Annotated in this window: 13 protein-coding genes and 1 tRNA gene; 4 read left to right on the top strand and 10 right to left on the bottom strand. The window is 63.9% G+C overall.

Annotated features, from left to right (window positions below):
* Window positions 1-88 precede the first annotated feature (88 nt).
* Window positions 89-376 carry a hypothetical protein gene (locus H7A76_RS07915; protein WP_185697992.1) on the bottom strand — a complete coding sequence of 96 codons (288 nt, stop codon included), beginning with the start codon at window positions 374-376 and terminating at the stop codon, window positions 89-91.
* Window positions 377-952: 576 nt separating this feature from the next.
* On the opposite strand from H7A76_RS07915, the gene H7A76_RS07920 reads away from it, so the two are divergent.
* The gene (locus H7A76_RS07920; RefSeq protein WP_185697993.1) at window positions 953-2728 is read left to right on the top strand and encodes a sensor domain-containing phosphodiesterase; all 1776 of its coding nucleotides are present in this window, start codon (window positions 953-955) and stop codon (window positions 2726-2728) included.
* Window positions 2729-2908: 180 nt separating this feature from the next.
* Window positions 2909-3994: a hypothetical protein gene (locus tag H7A76_RS07925; RefSeq protein ID WP_185697994.1), complete on the top strand. Its 1086-nt coding sequence runs from the start codon at window positions 2909-2911 to the stop codon at window positions 3992-3994.
* Between the two features lie 564 nt (window positions 3995-4558).
* Here H7A76_RS07925 and H7A76_RS07930 read toward each other — a convergent pair.
* From H7A76_RS07930 to H7A76_RS07945, 4 genes are all read right to left on the bottom strand, one after another.
* Window positions 4559-4632: transfer RNA gene (locus H7A76_RS07930), tRNA-Gly, on the bottom strand.
* A gap of 152 nt (window positions 4633-4784) precedes the next feature.
* Window positions 4785-5669, bottom strand: a complete 885-nt coding sequence (locus H7A76_RS07935; protein WP_185697995.1) for an alpha/beta fold hydrolase — start codon at window positions 5667-5669, stop codon at window positions 4785-4787.
* A 343-nt stretch (window positions 5670-6012) separates the two neighbouring features.
* Window positions 6013-6705, bottom strand: a complete 693-nt coding sequence (locus H7A76_RS07940) for a pseudouridine synthase (RefSeq protein WP_185697996.1) — start codon at window positions 6703-6705, stop codon at window positions 6013-6015.
* Between the two features lie 33 nt (window positions 6706-6738).
* Entirely contained in the window at window positions 6739-6963 is a 225-nt protein-coding gene (locus tag H7A76_RS07945) for a cysteine-rich CWC family protein (protein WP_185698150.1), read from the bottom strand.
* 264 nt (window positions 6964-7227) lie between these two features.
* On the opposite strand from H7A76_RS07945, the gene H7A76_RS07950 reads away from it, so the two are divergent.
* On the top strand, window positions 7228-7611 hold the full coding sequence (locus H7A76_RS07950) for a hypothetical protein (RefSeq protein WP_185697997.1): 384 nt from the start codon (window positions 7228-7230) through the stop codon (window positions 7609-7611).
* A 31-nt stretch (window positions 7612-7642) separates the two neighbouring features.
* On the opposite strand, the gene H7A76_RS07955 is transcribed toward H7A76_RS07950, so the two are convergent.
* Window positions 7643-8755: an enoyl-CoA hydratase/isomerase family protein gene (locus tag H7A76_RS07955; RefSeq protein ID WP_185697998.1), complete on the bottom strand. Its 1113-nt coding sequence runs from the start codon at window positions 8753-8755 to the stop codon at window positions 7643-7645.
* A 131-nt stretch (window positions 8756-8886) separates the two neighbouring features.
* Between H7A76_RS07955 and ung the strand changes: the two genes are divergently transcribed.
* Window positions 8887-9579 (top strand): uracil-DNA glycosylase, encoded by a 693-nt coding sequence (ung, locus tag H7A76_RS07960; protein WP_185697999.1) that lies wholly within the window; start codon window positions 8887-8889, stop codon window positions 9577-9579.
* A gap of 177 nt (window positions 9580-9756) precedes the next feature.
* Here ung and H7A76_RS07965 read toward each other — a convergent pair whose 3' ends face one another.
* Genes H7A76_RS07965 through H7A76_RS07980 form a run of 4 tightly spaced genes read right to left on the bottom strand, consistent with a single transcriptional unit; the run spans window position 9757 to window position 13793 of the window.
* Window positions 9757-10782 (bottom strand): AbrB family transcriptional regulator, encoded by a 1026-nt coding sequence (locus H7A76_RS07965; RefSeq protein WP_185698000.1) that lies wholly within the window; start codon window positions 10780-10782, stop codon window positions 9757-9759.
* Entirely contained in the window at window positions 10775-12289 is a 1515-nt protein-coding gene (locus H7A76_RS07970; protein WP_185698001.1) for a tripartite tricarboxylate transporter permease, read from the bottom strand. The genes H7A76_RS07965 and H7A76_RS07970 overlap by 8 nt, the downstream gene beginning before the upstream one ends.
* 1 nt (window position 12290) lies before the next feature.
* The gene (locus H7A76_RS07975) at window positions 12291-12749 is read right to left on the bottom strand and encodes a tripartite tricarboxylate transporter TctB family protein (protein WP_185698002.1); all 459 of its coding nucleotides are present in this window, start codon (window positions 12747-12749) and stop codon (window positions 12291-12293) included.
* Window positions 12750-12806: 57 nt separating this feature from the next.
* Entirely contained in the window at window positions 12807-13793 is a 987-nt protein-coding gene (locus H7A76_RS07980) for a tripartite tricarboxylate transporter substrate binding protein (protein ID WP_185698003.1), read from the bottom strand.
* Window positions 13794-13856 lie beyond the last annotated feature (63 nt).

The raw sequence follows: 13856 nt of genomic DNA on the forward strand, positions 1-13856 counted from the left end.
CAGGGCAGCCGGGCACCATAGCATCCCCGGAGCGGCGTTGGTCATGCCCGACGAGTCTGTGCCGGTCGGTGGGCGAGGGGGACAAGGGCTAGAGCTTGGCGCAACGCTCCACGTCGGCCTGGGTGGTGACTTGGGTCTCGATGCCCAGGCGGTACTTGCAGTAGTCGATGATCATCTGTCGTTCTTCCCCGGTGAGCTTCTCCACCTTGCGGTAGTCACCATCATTGGCGTGGATGTTGAAGAACTCCAGGCGCAGGCTTGGCGAGTGCTTGATGAACCAGCGGGTATGGGTCTCGGCTTCCTCCAGTTCGGTGTAGTAGCCGACGTTGAGCAGGACCAGCAGGGCGAGGAACAACAGCACGAGAAGTTTTTTCACAGGCGATGCCTTCCATGGAGGGGGCACCGTGGTGCCGGGGCGGCAATGCTCCCGGGGCAGGCCTCGCTTGGCAAGCCCTATTGGAGCACGGTTCCTGTCATTAATTGTCACGAATGTTCCGGGCAGGTTCAGCTGGCAGACAGGTGCAGACTGCTAAAAAACTCCACGTCCGGCAGGAGCTGGACAGTGACAGGGGGCAAACAGGCCGGGACCAGGTCCCGGCCTTTCCATGCAATAGCGACGCAAGCAGCAGTGAAGAAAACGATCCTCGGATCGTTTTTTTTGCCTGAGTCAGCGTCAGGATCGGCACCGTGCCAGGACCGGGACATCGCGCGGATACCCGCGTCCTCGGGAGCGCTAGCTCTGGCACGGTTCTTTGCGGCCGATGCTGCCGGGGCGTTGGATGACCGTTCGTCCGACGGATGGAATTGGCAAGCACCAGTCACTACGGCATGCTGTCGATGGATATCGTAGTGCCACTACTTGGTCGTAGGGCAATTCTCGGGTGTCGTACTCCCCCCTTCGCTACTGAGATAGGTTTTTTGATGATGGTGTTGATCCTGCCCGAGTCGCGGCATGCCGGATAAGGCATTGGCCGAGGAGCAGCGCCTGGCCGCCCTGTATGCCCTCGAGCTGCTGGACACGGCCCGCTGCGAAAGTTTCGATCGCATCTGCCGTCTGGCCGCGCAGTTCTTCAAGGTCCCCACGGCGTTGATCACCCTGGTGGATCGTGATCGGCAGTGGTTCAAGTCGCGAGTGGGTTTCGCCGTGGAGCAGACGCCGATCGATCAGTCGTTCTGTGCCTATACGATCCAGTCTGCTGATGTGTTCGAAGTTCAGGACGCTCGCCAGGACGTGCGTTTCCATGCCAATCCGCTGGTGACCGAGGGCCCGGGCATAGGTTTTTATGCCGGGGCGCCCTTGATCACTTCCACGGGGCACGCCATCGGCAGCTTGTGTGTCATCGACAAGCTGCCACAGCGGCTCGATGCCGCCGAGCGCCAGCAATTGCGCGACCTGGCATCCCTGGTGATGGAGCAGATCGAGCAACGCCAGCGCCAGACCCGCCGTGATCCGGTCAGTGGCCTGCCCAACCGCGAGCAGTTCCAGTGCGACCTGCACGACCTGGCGGACCAGCAACCCGGGGAGAGACGGGTGCTGGTGCTGGTGGATGCGGTAGACATGACCGTGGCCCATGAGTTGACCCTGGCCCTGGGCATGGCGCCGTTCGAGACCATTGTGCGTTTCCTTGCCCAGCAGTTGCTGGCCTACCTCGGGCGGCATGTGCGGATCTATCACGTCTCGGCCAAGCGCTTCGGTTTCCTGCTGCCGGCCGCGCCGGGGGTGGAGCGCTTGCTGGAGGGCTTGGTGCGTCGCCTGCGCCGCCAGCCGCCGGGCCTGGAGTTGCCGATGATCCCGGGAGTGTGCGCGGGCATGGTGGAGTTCTCCACGGACCATGATGCGGTGCCGGACGTATTGCGCAAGGCCATGTTCGCCCTGGAACTGGCCGCGCTGGAGCGCTGTACCTGGGCGCCCTACGACCTGGTACGCGACCAGGCCTACCGGCGTGCCTTCAACCTGGCTGCGGACATCGGCGAAGCCCTGGACACCGGGCAGATCTACCTGATGTTCCAGCCGCGCTTCGCCTTGCCCGATGGTGCCCAGGTCAGTGCCGAGGCGCTGATCCGCTGGGACCATCCCTGGCTGGGGCCGATTTCCCCTGCGGAGTTCATCCCGGTGTTGGAACGCAACGCCCAGATCCACCAGGTGACCCACTGGCTGATCGATGCGGTGTTGCACAAGCTGCATCTATGGAGCGCCAGTGATGTGCAACGCTTGTCGATCAATCTCTCGCCCCAGGATTTCGAGGACCAGGACATTGCCGATGTGCTGCGCGATGCTTGCCTGCGCCACCGTATCGATCCTCGGCGCCTGGAGGTGGAAATCACCGAGGGTGCCTGGTTGCGCTCCAACCCGAAAGTACTTGAGCAGTTGAGCAAGATTCGCGCCCTGGGCATGGATGTGGCCATCGACGATTTTGGTACCGGCTACAGCAACTTCGCCTATTTGCACCAGATTCCGGCCAATGTGGTGAAGCTCGACAAATCCATGGTCACTGACCTGGAGAGCAATGCCCAGCACCAGAAAATCACCCGCTCGGTGATCGCCCTGGCCCGCGAACTGGGCTACCGCACCGTGGCCGAGGGCATCGAGAGCTTCAAGTGCCTGCAGATGCTGCGGTCCTTCGGCTGCGACGAGGCCCAGGGCTACTTCCTGGCCCGGCCCATGGCCCAGGACAAGTTCCTGGCCCGCAGCGAAGCGCAGCGCTTTCCGCTGCAGGCTGGGTTCTAGGACCGGAGTCGTTGCTTGAGCCCTGTTGCCATCGGGCGTTTAACCTTTCTATACAAAATCCCCACACTTGGAGATGAACGGCCCTGGGGCGCTCGTTAGGCTGGGGTCGGCAGGTCTCCTGATACCAGGAGGACGCTGCCGTCTCATTTCCGATCCGAATGACCAAGGGATTGCTCGATGATGAAGTTCGTCAGAGTCATGGCGAGTTGCGGTGTAGTGATTCTCAGCCTGGCCAGTTGCAGCAATGCCGCGCAGCAGCCATATGCGCGGCGCTGCGAGTTGCCGGCGGCTGGCCTGCAGGCCAGGCAGGTGCCGGCGCCCAGCGGCGCCTGGTGCGTGGGCAAGGCTGCTTTCGCCTTGCGCGATCCGGCGCGTGCGGAGACCTTTTCCAAGGTCGCCGGCGCCCGCCGCGAGCTGGCATTGAAAGTCTGGTATCCGATCGTTGCGCCTGCCGGCAGGCTGCCCCGTGCCGAGTACGCCGAACCCGAGGCCCTGGCCGCGATGCAAGCCGGAAGCGCGGTGGAGGTCGCCAGCCATTCGGCGGCCGGAGCCAGGATGGAAAAGCACCGCCAGTATCCGGTGCTGCTGTTTTCTCCCGGCCTGGGAGCAGTGGCCGAGCTCTACAGCGGCCTGCTGGAAGACTTGGCCAGCCGTGGCTATGTAGTGGTAGCCATCAATCACCCTTACATTTCCGGGGTCACGGTGCTGCCGGGAGGCCGGGTGGTCCCGGTCCTGGACGTGCTCGAGCAGGACGAGGAACAACTCGCGGCCGCCGCGCCTTCGGTGGTGGCGGACCTGCGCAGTACCCTCGATTGGCTGCAACTGCGTAACCAGGAGCCGGAGCACCTGCTAGGCGGACACCTGGACCTCGAGCATGTCGGGGCGCTGGGCCATTCCTTCGGCGGTTCGGCTGCCTTGCAGGCGACGCGCCTGGACCCGCGCCTGCGGGCGGCGGCCAACCTCGACGGCAGCATCCAGGGCGAGCTGGCCGGTCCCTGGAACAAACCCATGCTGTTATATGCGGCTGGCCAGGACCCACGGGACGCTAGCATGGACGCGGTGTGGGCAGCCCGTCGGGGGCCTGGGGCATACAAGGTGCTGGAGAATGCCGGGCACCATGACTTCACCGATGGGCGCTGGGTGCTCCCGGCGTCGGTCATCAAGGCCATGGGCGACGACTTCGGCAGTATCGATCGCGGCCTGGCAGTACGGACCTTGCGCGAGGATCTGGGCGACTTCTTCGCCCGTTACCTGGCTCGTCCCTGAGACGGAGGGGACCCAGATATGGAGGCCGGCCACAAGGCCGGGCTTGGGGTTTTGTCGCGCTCGCGCTTCGCGTGCCCGATACCCTTTGCCGCGCAATTGTCTCTGCGTATAGGAGGTGACGAGTGAGCTGCATACCGTCACTTGGGTGCTGGCGGAGGTAGTCAAGGACCAGGGAAGTGGCTTCCTCGGCACAGGCTCTTCGGTCATTGCCCTTTCTGGAGTGAAAGTAACCAGCCCAGTTCGGGGATGCACAGTAGCTGCTGAAATCGAGAAACCGTTGTGTGATGCTCACCAATGGCCTCGTCCATCCTGCCGTTGTTTCTTCCATATACCCCAAGGCGTCGAGGGGAATCATCCAGTGGGTGAGCGCCAGCTCCAGCTGGTTTGTGCACCGTTCGCCGCCAAGTGCAGATCGAATTCACCCCGCCGGATTCCTGGACTGGATGATTGGCCAAGAAGATTGGTTGGAAGCGGTTGCGGCTGGGATTGCCAGACTGGAAAAACAAGACGGGTTCTTGTTCCAGTGGGTTATGCGAAGTTGGCGGATTGCCATGGAAAGGGAAGTGGAGCGGGTGAAGGGAATCGAACCCTCGTTATCAGCTTGGGAAGCTGGAGTAATGCCATTATACGACACCCGCTCGAACGGCTGACTTTGTACCAGATGTGGCCGTGGATTTGAAGTTTTTCTTTATCCGATCTGTACTTGCGTGTCCCTTCGATGTTGCCAGGGCGCGCCACGCGCCCGCTACTCATGCGGTTCGAGGACGGTGGCGGCCTGTGGGAAATCCCATCAACTGGCACGCGCATGCTGGCCCAGGGCGTAGTGCGGGCGCGCCTGGTGTTCATGCTGTCCTGGTTTGAGGAAGTTCAGCAGGGCCCGGCGGCTGTCGCGACAGGCGGCCTTGTGCTCCATGTCGAGAAAGTGCCCGGTGGCCTGGATGGTGCTGAAGCTCGAATGCCGCACGTGGTTGGCGAACAACTGGGCATCCTTGGCCGAGGTGTATTCATCCCATTCGCCATTGATGAACAGCACCGGGACCTGGATGTTGCGCGCCGCCTTGACGTAGCACTGGCGATCGCCGTGTAGCATGTGGCTGATGTGGAAGCGCATCTGCCCGTACTCATGCTCGGCCAGGCTGCTCACATGGCGATAGTTGAAGCGCTTGAACAACGATGGCAGGTGCTTGCCGATGGTGTCGTTGACCAGGTGGCCGACGCGATGGCGGTCAAGGTTGCCGAGGTAGTCGACCCCGCGCTCCAGATAGTCACGCATCGGCTCGTTGATCACCGGCGAGAACGAGCTGATCACGGCCTTTTCGATGTGCCGTGGTCGCTGGGACAACGCTTGCAGGGTCGCGGCCCCGCCCCAGGAAAACGACAGCACATGTTCGGCGGCGAAGTGCTCGATCAGCTCCAGCAGGATCTGTCCCTCGATTTCCTTGGTCAGCATGCGCTCATGCCGGTTGTGGGCCTTGGAGCGACCCGCGTAGGGCTGGTCGTAGAGCACCACGTTGAACTGCGGATGGAGGTTTTTCACGGTCTGGGCAAAGGACGCCGTGGTCGCCATCGAGCCATTGACCAGAATAATGGTCTTTTCTGCGGCCTCTGCGCGATAGAACTCCGTGTAAACCCGATACTGACCCTGTATATCCAGCACAGCGATTTCTGGCCTCATGTCATAAGACTCCTGGCAAGCGGGTATGCGCGCATACGATTGAGTGTGCACGGGCAATGTGACAGGTAGGCATACGCCTGGAATCGAAGCCCATGTCGATCCGGTAAGGCAGGTCGACGGGTGTTGTTATTGGCGGGCGGTTACCGGGGGGAATGCAGAGCTGGCAGGCTCAGGCCGGCTGAAGACTTATTGTTGGTTCTATTTTGTGTCGCTTCTATTTTGTGACTGGCCGGTCACAATTCGGCCGACGGACTGATTCAAGCAGGGCAATCACGAACCTGCAAGTGCCGTTGGGCAAATTGTTCGACAGCGTCCGCCCAGTGGTCGTCCTGTACCCAAGTCTTCAGATCAGGGCGATCTCGGCGGCGCTGAGCGCCCGGTATCCACCTGGGGCCAGATCCGGGTCGAGCACCAGCGGACCCATGCGCTCGCGATGCAGGCGCAGGACCTTGTTGTCGAAGTGGCCGAACATGCGCTTGACCTGGTGGTAGCGCCCTTCGACGATGCTCAGCCGGGCGCTGCGGGGGCCAAGGATCTGCAGTTGGGCAGGCAGGGTGGTGAGGTCTTCGAACGCGAAGTACAGGCCACGGGCGAAGGTCTGGACATATTCAGGGCCGATCTCTTGTTCGGTCTCCACGTAATAGAGCTTGGGCAGCTTGGTCTGCGGTTGGGTCAGGCGCCGCGACCAGTTGCCGTCGTTGGTGATCAGCATCAGTCCGGTGGTGTTGTAGTCCAGGCGCCCGGCGATGTGCAGGTCCTCTGGATCGGGTTCGTGGATCAGCTCGAGCACGGTCTTGTGCTCGGGATCGCGAGTGGCGCTGACGCAGCCCATGGGCTTGTGCAGCATGAAATAGCGCGCGGGCTTGCCGGCCTGGAGCAATTCGTCATCGAGTTCCACCCGGTTGAATTCGCGGACGTCGGCCCTGGGATCGCTGACCGCCTGGCCATCGATGCGCACTCGGCGCTGGACCAGGAGCAGCCGGACCTGCTGGCGGTTGAAACGTGGCAGGTTGCTGAGGAAACGATCAAGGCGCATGGGGCAGGGGAGCGCTCGGCAGTGGGTGCAGGTTCATGGGCGGGGGCGCGCGTCTTCGCCTTGGTCCAGTTGCGCCTCGACCCCGGCACAGCGCGGACACAGGCAGGACTGGTTGCGCAGCTCTGGCGGCAGGCCTTGGATGATGGCCGGGTCGATGCTCACGCTGTAGCACCAGCAGGCCCGGCCGGCACTGCGCGGGTCAGCCAGGGTGCAGTCGTTGCGGGCGCCACAGGCGGGGCAGAACTCGGGTCGGTCCATGGTCGGGGCGAGAGCGGTTCGGGACGAAGGAACGTGCAGGGTGTCTGCCGATGGCCGACCGGTCAAGTCGTTGCTCACGATTCGCCGGGCTTTTTCATCGGGCTGCGGGGCGAGGATACCGGTGGTCGCAGACAGGTATCAATGTGTTGCAAAAAAACGCACTGAAAGGCGTTTTCACGGTCAGATATTTCGTCAATCGGCCATTTGCCGATTGCCGCCCGCCAGCGTCGCTGGTGTGGCTTCTTCGCGGTCCAGGAGGCCGCCATGTATCGTCGACTTGTGCTGATTGCCTTGCTGGGTTCTAGCCTTTGTGCGTGTGCGCCTTACTACGCCGGGGACTACTACGATTCGCAGATCTACAGCTCCCCGGCGCCGGCCTATTACTACGGTGGCGGTTCTTCCTATTACTACTCCACCGGGCGTGGTTACTACGCGCCGCGCTACTACCAGCCTGCGCCCCGTTATTACCGGTCGTCCCCGCATTACTACCAGGCGCCGCGCGCGTTGTACCGGCCATATCCGGACCGTGGCTGGGGCGGGCATGACCGCCGCGGCGACTGGAACAACGACAATGGCGGCAACCACGATTGGGGCGGCCATGGCCACCATGACCGTGGCGACCGTGGCCGGGGAGGGCGCGGCCACTGATTCCCGGTTGTCGAGTCTTTCCTGGGACTAACTAGTAGTCGGTGAGGTCCGCCAGTGGATGGCGGCCTTCCCAGACCTTGTGGAAGTGCGCCTGCACCACGGCCTCCGGTACGCCGTTGATGTCCGCCCAGTGCCAGTGTGGCCGCTGGTCCTTGTCGATCAGGCGCGCGCGTACCCCTTCGGCGAACTCCGGGTGCCGGCAACAGTTCAGGCTCAGGGTGTATTCCATCTGGAACACCTCGGCCAGGGACAGGTAGCGCGCCCGGCGGATCTGTTCCCAGACCAGGTGGGCGGTCAACGGGCAGCCTTCGCCGAGGGTCTTGGCCGCACGGCTGTAGAGGGCGTCCGGATGGTCGCGCAGCTGGCTGATGGCGCGCCAGGCGCAGGCCACGTCGCTGACATCCAGCCATTGGTCGATCTGTGGTCGGCGTGGCAGCCATTGGGCTTCGGGCAACTGCCCCAGGGCTTCCTGCTGCAGGGCGCGGAACAGGCTGTTGAGCTGGCGCGCAGTCTGCTCCTGCCAGTTCAGTTGCAGCAGGCCCTCGATCAGTTCTTCTTGCTGTTCATCCAGCAGGAAACGGTCGGCGAGATCCAGGTCCAGGGCATCGCGGGCGTTGATGTGGGCGCCGGTGAGGCCGAGGAACAAGCCGAGCTTGCCGGGCATGCGCGAAAGGAACCAGCTGGCCCCCACGTCGGGATACAGGCCGATGCTGATTTCCGGCATCGCCAGGCGGCTGCTGGGGGTGACGATGCGGATTCCAGCCCCCTGCAACAGGCCCATCCCGCCGCCGAGCACATAACCATGTCCCCAGCAGATCAGCGGCTTGGGGTAGGTGTGCAGGCGATAGTCCAAGCGATATTCGGCGGCGAAGAAATGCCCGGCCAGGGGCGGTACCTCGCCCGGATGCGCCAGGCATGCCTGGGCCAGGCTACGCACCTCGCCTCCGGCACAGAAGGCCTTGGCGCCATTGCCGCGCAGCAGGACGCAGACCACCTGGGGATCCTTGGCCCAGGCCTCGAGACGCTCGCTCAATTGCTGGATCATGGGCAGCGAGAGGGCATTCAGGGACTTTTCCGCGTCCAGGGTGGCGATGGCAATACGCGCGCCACCGGTGGCGGTGAGTTCTTCGACGTGCAGGTTCATCGTGACCTCGTTGCTAAACCAGAGCGGTCAGTATGATCGCTGTGGGGGAAAGTGCCGGTTATGTGTCAGATCAATTGACAAGCGAAGTCGGCTTTCCTAGGGTGCGGCCATTGTTTTTTTCGGGCATGGCCATGACTGCTGACGATCGTATCAAACTCGAACCGAGCTGGAAGGCGGCCCTGCGGGCCGAGTTCGACCAGCCCTACATGAGCGAACTGCGGGAGTTCCTGCGCCGGGAACACGCTGCCGGCAAGGAGATCTATCCGCCCGGCCCGCTGATCTTCAATGCCTTGAACTCGACCCCGCTGGACAAGGTCAAGGTGGTGATCCTCGGCCAGGACCCCTACCACGGCCCGGGCCAGGCCCATGGCCTGTGCTTCTCCGTGCAACCCGGGGTTCCGGCGCCACCTTCGCTGGTGAACATCTACAAGGAGCTCAAGCGCGACCTGAACATCGATGTGCCCAATCATGGCTATCTGCAGAGCTGGGCCGAGCAGGGCGTGCTGCTGCTCAACACCACCATGACCGTGGAGCGGGCCAATGCGGCCTCCCATGCGGGCAAGGGGTGGCAGTTCTTCACCGACCGGATCATCGAGGTGGTCAGCGAGCACCAGCCGCACCTGGTGTTCCTGCTCTGGGGCGCCCACGCCCAGAGCAAGCAGAAGCTGATCGATAGCACCAAGCACCTGGTGCTGACCTCGGTGCATCCATCGCCGCTGTCAGCCTATCGCGGCTTCTTCGGCTGCGGGCATTTCAGCCGCGCCAACAAGTTTCTCGAGCAGAACGGCGAGACCCCGATCGACTGGCGCTTGCCAGCGCTGTAGCAGGCCGTTGAAAAAAGTAAGCGAGGCAGTCAGCGCCAGGCAAAAACAGGTGAAAAAGCGCAGTTTACGCGTGGTGAATGAGCATTTTGACCGGGCTGGCGCACCAGACTGTTTTCGACGCCAGCGATGGCAACGCAGATGGTTTTTCAACGGCCTGGTAGACAAAGCCGGCAGCCGCTAGCCCTTGTTCCAGTGGCGGAACAGGGGCTCGGCGAGAAACAGCACGAACAACAAGCGCATCACTTGCATCGCCGTCACCAGCGGCACCGAGAGTTGCAGCACCTCTGCCGTCAGGCTCATTTCCGCGATTCCCCCGGGCATCATGCCCAAGGTCAGCGAGCGCAGGTCCAGTTGGGTCAGCAGGCTCAGGCACCAGGCCGCGAGGCCGGCGATCAGCATGCTCATGGCCGTGCCCAGCAGGGTGCGTCCCATGAACGAAGGGGCCTGGCGAAAGAACTGACGGTTGAAGTGGCATCCCAGCCCGCTGCCGATCAACCACTGGCCCATCTGGCTGGCGCCATCGGGCAGGCCGGTGTGCAGGTTCCAGGCGATGCTGGCCACGGCGCTGAGCAACAATGGGCCGAACAGCCACGGGTTGGGTTGGCGCAGCCACTGCCAGAGCCAGGCCAGCAGGGCGCCGGCGGGGAACAGCAGGGCCAGCCAGCGCCAGTCGACGCTGGCGCTGTGCAGCACCGGCGTCCCCTGGCCCAGGAGGTACTTGAACGCCGCCGGTACGCACAGCACCACCGCCAGCACCCGCAGGCTCTGCCCAGCCGCTACCCGGCTGAGCACCGCGCCGTTGCGCGCGCCGAGGTTGACCATCTCTGCGGAGCCGCCGGGCATGCTGGAAAAGAACGCGGTGGCGCGGTCCTCGCCGGTACGCCGCAGCAGCCAGACCGCCATCACGCTGGACAGGCTGGTGACCAGGGCTCCGCAGAAAATCAGGCCGAAGTGGCTCATCACCTGGTCCATCACCGCCGGGGTGAAGTGCAGGCCGATGCCGATGCCCACTATCCATTGCCCGCACTTGCGTCCCCCAGGGATCTGCGCCAATTGCCAGGGCGTCAGGCTGCGCACCAGGATGATCGCCAGCAACGAGCCGACCATCCAGGGCAGGGGCCAGCCGACCTGGCTGGCGAGATAGCCGCCAGCCAGGCCCACCAGTGGCGTGCCCCACCATTGCCGCAAAGCGCCTTCAGACATCGGTCACCACGCGCTGGCGGGCCGAACGCTTGCGCCAGATACGCAGCAGCGGCAGGCACAGCATGCACGCCGTCAGTACCCAGACCCCGAGCGTGATCGGGCTCGACCAGAGGATCTCCAGCGCGCCGTTGGAGATCGACAGTGCACGACGCAGGTTCTGCTCCATCAAGCCGCCGAGGATGAAGCCCAGCAGCACCGGCGAGAGCGGGAAGTCGAGCTTGCGCAGGATGTAGCCGAAGATGCCGATGCCCACCATCAGGAACAGGTCGAAGGTGGTGGCGTGCACGGCATAGACGCCGATCGCGGTGATGATCGCGATGGCCGGCACCAGGGCCCAGTTCGGCACCGCGAGGATGCGGGTGAAGAGGCGGATCATCGGGATGTTGAGGATCACCAGCATGACGTTGGCGATGAACAACGAGGCGATCAGGCCCCAGACGATGTCCGGTTGTTGCTGGAACAGCAGCGGGCCCGGGGTGATGTTGTACAGCGACAGGGCGCCGATCATCACCGCCGTGGTGCCCGAGCCCGGCACGCCCAGGGTCAGCATCGGCACCAGGGCGCCGCAGGCCGAGGCGCCGATCGCGGTTTCCGGAGCCGCCAGGCCGCGTTTGTCGCCCTGGCCGAAAGTGCCGCTGGCGCCAGCGATGCGTTTCTCGGTCATGTAGGCCACGGCGCTGGCCAGGGTCGCCCCGGCCCCGGGCAGCACGCCCATGATGAAGCCCAGCAGGCCACAACGGATGTTCACTGCCAATACCGCGGCCGCTTCCTTGAAGTTGAACAGCATGCGCCCGGTGGCCTTGACCGCTTCCTGACCACGGTGAGTCTTCTCCAGGAGCAGGAGTATCTCGCTGATGGAGAACAGGCCCAGCACCAGCACCACGAACTGGATGCCATCGGCCAAGTGGATGTTGTCGCCGGTGAAGCGGTACACACCGCTGTTGGCATCGATCCCCACTGCCGACAGGAACAGCCCGATCAGCGCGGCGATGAAGGTCTTCAGCGGCTTGTCGCCGGCCATGCCGCCGAGGGCGACGATGGCGAACACCATCAGCACGAAATACTCCGCCGGGCCGAAGGCGATGGCCCACTGGGCCAGCAGTGGGGCGAACAGCACCATGCCGCAGGTGGCGATGAGGGCACCGATGAACGAACTCCAGGCCGACAGCGACAAGGCCACGCCGGCCAGGCCCTGGCGAGCCATCGGATAGCCGTCGAGGGTGGTCATCACCGTGGAGGCCTCGCCGGGGATGTTCAGCAGGATCGAGCTGATGCGCCCGCCGTACTCGCAGCCCAGATAGACCGCCGCCAGCAGGATCAGCGCCGATTCCGGCGGCAGGCCCAGGGCGAAGGCGATGGGGATCAGCAGTGCCACGCCGTTGATCGGACCCAGGCCCGGCAGCAGGCCGACCACGGTGCCGATCAGGGTACCGGTGAGGGCGGTGACCAGGTTGTAGGGGCTCAGGGCCACGCCGAAGCCCTGGCCGAGGTAGCTCAAGGTATCCATGTCAATTCTCCAGAACGTCGAGCAGGCCCAGGGGCAGGGGCACGTCCATGACCCGATCGAACAGCCAGTACAGGCCGATGCTGAGCAGGCTGACGATCACCAGGCTGGGCCACCAGCGGCCGCCATACAGGCGGGCCATGGGGACGCCGACGAGGATTCCGGCGAGGATGAAGCCCAGGGGTTCGAAGGTGCCGGCCAAGACCAATAGCAGGGCTACGCAGAGGCCGATCTTGACCAGGGCCTCACGGTCCAGGGGTGGTTCGTCGTCGCTGTGCCTGATCGGTGTCGGACGCACCAGCAGGTACAGCAGCGCCAGGCCCAGCAGGCCGAGCATGAGTAGCGGAAAGGCCCTTGGGCCCACGGGTTCGTAGGAAAAGGCCGCCTGGTACGGCCAGGCCATCAGCGCGAGGCTGGCACAGGCCAGCAACAGCACCGAGGCGAATAGACGTTGGACGAGCATGGCTAACTCCCGGGCCCGACCCTCGCTGCGCAAGGGCCGGGTCGTCAGAATGGGGGGTCACTGGATCAGGCCGAATTCCTTGGCCAGGGCTTTGTAGTCGGCCACCTGTTTCTTCACATAGGTGTCCAGCTCCGGGCCGGTCAGGGCGAAGGGGAACAGCTCGCGCTGGTCACGCAGCTTGGCGAACTCCTCGGAGGCCAGGAGCTTGTCGAAGGCGTTTTTCCACCAGGCATACTCCTCGTCGCTGACCTTCGGCCCCAGGTAGAAGCCGCGCACCACCGGCCAGACGATGTCATAGCCCTGTTCCTTGGCGGTGGGGATGTTCTTCATTTCCGGCTCGTCCAGGCGCTGCTCGGAAAACACCGCCAGCAAGCGCATGTCGCCGGCGAGGATGTGCGGCATGGAGTCGGAGATGTCGGTACTGCCCACCTGGATGTGCCCGCCCAGCAGGGCCGTGGCGATTTCCCCGCCGCCCTCCAGGGCCACGTAGCGCAGGTCCCGCGGGTTGATCCCGGCGGCCTTGGCGATCAGCGCGGTTTGCATCCAGTCCTGGCTGCCGACGGTGCCGCCGGAGCCGATCACCACCTTGCTCGGATCTTTCTTCAGGGCCGCGACCAGGTCATCGAGAGTCTTGTAGGGCGAATCGTTCTTCACCGCGATGGCGCCATAGCTGGTGCCCACGGCCGCCAGCCAGTGCACGGCGTTTTCATCGAAGCGCCCGAACTTGCCCTGGGCCAGGTTCAGCAGCGAACCGCTGGACCAGGCCACCAGGGTCCCGGCATCGGCCGGGCGCTGGGCCACCACCGCGTTATAGGCCACGGCCCCGACGCCGCCGGGCATGTAGGTGACGCGCATCGGTTTGCTGAGGATCTTCTCGTTGACCAGGGCGCTCTGCACCAGCTTGCAGGTCAGGTCGAAGCCACCGCCGGGGGAGGCCGGGGCGATGCATTCCGGGCGCTTGGGTTCGGTGGATGCGGCCAGCAGCTGGCCGGTGAACAACAGGCAGCCGGCGGCGAGGGCCAGTTTACGCAATGAAAAGTCCATGAGTGTCTCCACAGGAGTTGTTATCGGTATGCCCGGGTCGTCCTCGATCCCTGGGCGCAGGGG

Source organism: Pseudomonas sp. MSSRFD41 (genome assembly GCF_014230245.1).
Taxonomy (GTDB): domain Bacteria; phylum Pseudomonadota; class Gammaproteobacteria; order Pseudomonadales; family Pseudomonadaceae; genus Aquipseudomonas; species Aquipseudomonas piscis.

What these genes read in the sequence shown, in the direction of transcription:
- H7A76_RS07970 (WP_185698001.1), bottom strand. Translation starts at nt 12,289, where the DNA reads ATGGATACCTTGAGCTACCTCGGCCAGGGCTTCGGCGTGGCCCTGAGC.
- H7A76_RS07925 (WP_185697994.1), top strand. Translation starts at nt 2,909, where the DNA reads ATGAAGTTCGTCAGAGTCATGGCGAGTTGCGGTGTAGTGATTCTCAGC.
- H7A76_RS07950 (WP_185697997.1), top strand. Translation starts at nt 7,228, where the DNA reads ATGTATCGTCGACTTGTGCTGATTGCCTTGCTGGGTTCTAGCCTTTGT.
- H7A76_RS07975 (WP_185698002.1), bottom strand. Translation starts at nt 12,749, where the DNA reads ATGCTCGTCCAACGTCTATTCGCCTCGGTGCTGTTGCTGGCCTGTGCC.
- H7A76_RS07920 (WP_185697993.1), top strand. Translation starts at nt 953, where the DNA reads ATGCCGGATAAGGCATTGGCCGAGGAGCAGCGCCTGGCCGCCCTGTAT.
- H7A76_RS07940 (WP_185697996.1), bottom strand. Translation starts at nt 6,705, where the DNA reads ATGCGCCTTGATCGTTTCCTCAGCAACCTGCCACGTTTCAACCGCCAG.
- H7A76_RS07980 (WP_185698003.1), bottom strand. Translation starts at nt 13,793, where the DNA reads ATGGACTTTTCATTGCGTAAACTGGCCCTCGCCGCCGGCTGCCTGTTG.
- H7A76_RS07945 (WP_185698150.1), bottom strand. Translation starts at nt 6,963, where the DNA reads ATGGACCGACCCGAGTTCTGCCCCGCCTGTGGCGCCCGCAACGACTGC.
- H7A76_RS07965 (WP_185698000.1), bottom strand. Translation starts at nt 10,782, where the DNA reads ATGTCTGAAGGCGCTTTGCGGCAATGGTGGGGCACGCCACTGGTGGGC.
- H7A76_RS07935 (WP_185697995.1), bottom strand. Translation starts at nt 5,669, where the DNA reads ATGAGGCCAGAAATCGCTGTGCTGGATATACAGGGTCAGTATCGGGTT.
- ung (WP_185697999.1), top strand. Translation starts at nt 8,887, where the DNA reads ATGACTGCTGACGATCGTATCAAACTCGAACCGAGCTGGAAGGCGGCC.
- H7A76_RS07955 (WP_185697998.1), bottom strand. Translation starts at nt 8,755, where the DNA reads ATGAACCTGCACGTCGAAGAACTCACCGCCACCGGTGGCGCGCGTATT.